Genomic DNA, 3867 nt, shown 5'->3' on the forward strand with positions numbered 1-3867 from the left:
CGTAACGTCCGGTCCGGCCAGCCGGGTTCAGCCGCGAAGGCTGGTGTGTTACTTACGCCTGGGCGTTGGAGATGAAGTCCACGGCGTCGCCGACGGTCTTGAGGTTCTTGACCTCTTCGTCGGGGATGCGGACGCCGAACTTCTCTTCGGCGTTGACGACGATGGTCATCATGGAGATGGAGTCGATGTCCAGGTCCTCGGTGAAGGACTTGTCCAGCTCGACAGCCTCGGGGGCCAGGCCGGTCTCTTCGTTGACGATTTCAGCCAGTCCGGCCAGGATCTCTTCGTTGCTAGCCATTGATGGCTCCTTTTCTTGTTATTGCCGGCAAAGGATGCCGGAAATGGGCAAACCGCGGTTGCGGCTTGGTTATCGGAATTGCTACGGAAGGACAACTACCTGGGCGCCGAAGACCAGTCCGGCGCCGAAGCCAATCTGCAGGGCCAGTCCGCCGCTGAGTGCGGGATTTTCCTGGAGCAGGCGGTGCGTGGCCAGGGGGATCGATGCGGCGGAGGTGTTGCCGGCATCGGCGATGTCCCGCGCCACAGTGACGGTCTCGGGCAGCTTGAGCTTCTTGACCATCTCATCGATGATCCGCATGTTGGCCTGGTGCGGAATGAAGGCCACCAGGTCCTCTGCCTCGACACCGGCGGCTTCCAGGGCCTGCTGGGCAACCTTGGCCATCTCCCAAACCGCCCAGCGGAACACCGTCTGGCCGTCCTGGCGGAGGGTCGGGTAGAGCTCCTGCGCCTCCTCGAGAAGCGCGAGATCGCCGGTGGAGTCGGACCGGCGTGCCGCCAGGCCGAGGTCGCGGACGTCCAGCATGGAGCGGGTCATGCCGATGGCATCCCACTTGCTGCCGTCCGATCCCCACACCGACGGCGCGATGCCGGGGGTGTCCGACGGTCCGATGACGACGGCGCCGGCGCCGTCACCCAGCAGGAACGAGATGGTGCGTTCGCGGTTGTCGATGACGTCGGAGAGCTTTTCCGCGCCGACGACGAGGACGTAGTTGGCTGCGCCCGAACGGACCAGCGCATCGCCCTGGGCTATGCCGTAGCAGTAGCCGGCGCAGGCAGCGGAGATGTCGAAGGCCGGTGCCGGCGTGGCGCCCAGCCGGTCGGCGAGGCTCGCGGCTGCCGACGGCGTGGCGTAGGGGTGGGTGACAGTGGAGACGATGACGGCGCCGAGCTGGGATGCCTCGATGCCGGCCTTCTCCATGGCCTCACGGGCGGCGCCTTCGGCCATGTCGATCACGCTGACGTCGGCGGGCGCGCGGTGGCGGGTGACGATGCCGGTACGCTGCCGGATCCACTCATCGGAGGAATCGATCCACTGGCACACGTCCTCATTGGTGACCAGGACGTTGGGGCGGTACGCGCCGATGCCGAGGATCCGGGTGTGCTCGTTGAGAGGGGTCTGCTTCAGTACCGGCGTGCTCATGCCTGTCCTTCCAGTTCTGCGAAGAGTGCAAGGGCCGCGGACAGGTCGTCCGGCGTTTTGACAGCAACAGTCTTGACGCCCGGCATGCCCCGCTTGGCGAGTCCGGCCAGGGTGCCCGCCGGAGCGAGTTCAATGACGCCGGTGACTCCGCGGTTCGCGAGGGTCTCCATGCAGAGGTCCCAGTGGACCGGCCGCGAGACCTGGGCGATCAGGCTGTCGACGGCGGCTGTGCCCGCTGTGACCTCCTGGCCGTCGAAGTTGGACAGCAGCGGCACGGCAGGTGCCTGCGGCTGTAGCTCCGGGCGGAGGGCCTCGAGGGCGCTCACAGCGGGAGCCATGTGTGAGGTGTGGAATGCCCCGGCGACCTTCAGCGGGATCACGCGCGCCTTGGCCGGCGGATTCTCGGCCAGGGCCTTGAGCTGTTCGAAGGTGCCGGCGGCGACGGTCTGGCCCGCACCGTTGACATTGGCGGGCGTTGCGCCGGCGGCCTCGATGGCGGCGAGGACCTCGGCGGGATCGCCGCCCACCACAGCGCTCATACCGGTGGGCGTGACCGCAGCGGCCGCGGCCATGCTGTTGGCCCGTTCGCGCACAAACGTCATGGCTTCCTTTTCGGTGAGCACACCCGCCAGCGCGGACGCTGTGATCTCGCCCACCGAGTGTCCGGCCAGGATGACCGGCAGCGTGCTGAGTTCGACGTCGAACAGCGACTTGGCGGCCACCAGTCCGGCCGCGACAATGAGCGGCTGCGCGACGGCGGTGTCCTTGATGGTTTCCTCGTCAGAGGTGGTCCCGTGCGCAGTGAGGTCGATACCTGCAATTTCGCTCAGGGAGGCCAGATGGCCTGCTACGGAAGGCAGTTCCAGCCAAGGGGCCAGGAAACCGGGGGTCTGTGAGCCCTGTCCAGGGCAGACGATTGCAAGCACGTATCCAGCTTTCCAAATTACCGGGTGATCCATTGGTGTTTCCATGCACCAACCTCACGGGGTCAGGTTGTAGGAAGTCTACAACGGTTCAGTTCGTGTTCCGCGCGGCAACACGCTCGACGGCGGGCTTGGGCGGGGTGGACAGCCGCCCCACCACGAGGGCTGCCTGCAGTACAAAAGCCTCCCGCGGAAGCAGCGGATCCCAGCCCGTCACGTCACAAACCCGCTTGAGCCGATACCGCACAGTGTTGGCATGGACAAAGAGTTCCCGCGCCGTCGCCTCGAGTGAGTGACCCAGCTCCAGATAGGTGCCGAGCGTTTCCACCAGCCCGTTGGATGCCGCGAGGAGCGGCCGGTAAATATTCTTCACGAGCGACCGCCGGGCGGCGTCGTCCCCGGAAATGACCCGTTCCGGGAGCAAGTCGTCGGCCGCCACCGGGCGGGGTGCGGCAGGCCAGGCCCGGGCGGCAGTGAGCCCGGCGAAGGCTGACTGCGCCGAGCCGCTGGCTTCCAGCAGGGAGCTGGCCTCCGCCCCGTAAACCACCGGACCCGGCGCGAACATCTCGCTGAGCTTCACATACGCGGTCTCCCTGTCGTGCACGCCGCCCAGGATCAGGATGAGGCGGTCGCCCTGGATTCCCACGAGCGCATCCTCCGCGTAACGGCCGGCCATGCGCCGCAGTTCGCTGACGTAGCTGGCGCTGGGTTCCGACGGCGAGTTCCCCACCATCACGGTGAAACGCTCCTGCGCCTTCCAGCCGAGCGCGGCGATCCTGGAGCGCAGCGCGTCGGTGTTTTCGCCGCGCAGGATGGCGTCCACAATCAGAGCTTCGAGCCGCGTGTCCCAGGATCCCCGGGATTCCGCTGCCCGGGCGTAGACATCGGCGGCGGCAAAGGCCACTTCCCGCGAGTACCGGAGGACTGCTTCGCGCAGGGAAGGCTGGTCGGCTTCGGGAGCGATGACCGGAACCTGGTCCTCCACCACTTCCACGACGATCCTGATGAGCTGGAGCGCCTTCTGCAGGCTGATGGACCGGGTCAGTTCCGTCGGGGCGGTGCCGAAAACGTCGGAAAGGATCCAGGACGGGGAACTGGGCCGCTCATACCAGGTGACGAACGCCGCGATGCCGTTCTGTGCCACGAGGCCCAGCGCGGATCGCTCGTCCGAACTGAGCCGGCTGTACCACGGCAGCGATTTTTCCAGCTGGCGCATGGTGGTGGTGGACAACTGACCGACGCTGGCCCTGAGTTTTTTCAGGGTCTCCGTCTTCTCCGGCGTCATGGTCCGGGAGGGCGGTTTGCGCTGTGCAGGGGCGGGGGACGGCTCGGGCATAATTCGAGCATACGGTGCCTGCGGGACAAGCTCCATTTTGTGCAAAGGCTACAACTTCGGTTGTGCTGCGTCACAACCCCTCCGGAACTTCCGGATGCAGGGCCGACGCACCCCAAACGGCGTACCACAAACGACGACGGCGGTCCCCACCGTGGGTGGGGACCTGG

General features: G+C 66.4%; 4 protein-coding genes. All 4 read right to left on the reverse strand.

The window, feature by feature from the left end; translation table 11 throughout:
* Nucleotides 1-52: 52 nt before the first annotated feature.
* The 4 genes from ACFQ50_RS24380 to ACFQ50_RS24395 all read right to left on the reverse strand — a co-directional run bounded on the left by ACFQ50_RS24380 (nt 53) and on the right by ACFQ50_RS24395 (nt 3700).
* Entirely contained in the window at nt 53-298 is a 246-nt protein-coding gene (locus tag ACFQ50_RS24380; RefSeq protein ID WP_003806076.1) for an acyl carrier protein, read from the reverse strand.
* 81 nt (nt 299-379) lie between these two features.
* Nucleotides 380-1441, reverse strand: coding sequence for a beta-ketoacyl-ACP synthase III (locus tag ACFQ50_RS24385; RefSeq protein WP_377998207.1), 1062 nt, complete (start codon nt 1439-1441; stop codon nt 380-382).
* On the reverse strand, nt 1438-2367 hold the full coding sequence (locus ACFQ50_RS24390) for an ACP S-malonyltransferase (RefSeq protein ID WP_377998208.1): 930 nt from the start codon (nt 2365-2367) through the stop codon (nt 1438-1440). The genes ACFQ50_RS24385 and ACFQ50_RS24390 overlap by 4 nt, the downstream gene beginning before the upstream one ends.
* Nucleotides 2368-2455: 88 nt before the next feature.
* Entirely contained in the window at nt 2456-3700 is a 1245-nt protein-coding gene (locus tag ACFQ50_RS24395; protein ID WP_377998209.1) for a PucR family transcriptional regulator, read from the reverse strand.
* Between the last annotated feature and the right edge of the window lie 167 nt (nt 3701-3867).

The organism is Arthrobacter sp. NPDC056493 (assembly GCF_042795115.1).
Classification (GTDB): Bacteria; Actinomycetota; Actinomycetes; order Actinomycetales; family Micrococcaceae; genus Arthrobacter.

Coding starts and splice junctions, on each gene's coding strand:
- ACFQ50_RS24380 (WP_003806076.1), bottom strand. CDS start 298: ATGGCTAGCAACGAAGAGATCCTGGCCGGACTGGCTGAAATCGTCAAC.
- ACFQ50_RS24385 (WP_377998207.1), bottom strand. CDS start 1,441: ATGAGCACGCCGGTACTGAAGCAGACCCCTCTCAACGAGCACACCCGG.
- ACFQ50_RS24395 (WP_377998209.1), bottom strand. CDS start 3,700: ATGCCCGAGCCGTCCCCCGCCCCTGCACAGCGCAAACCGCCCTCCCGG.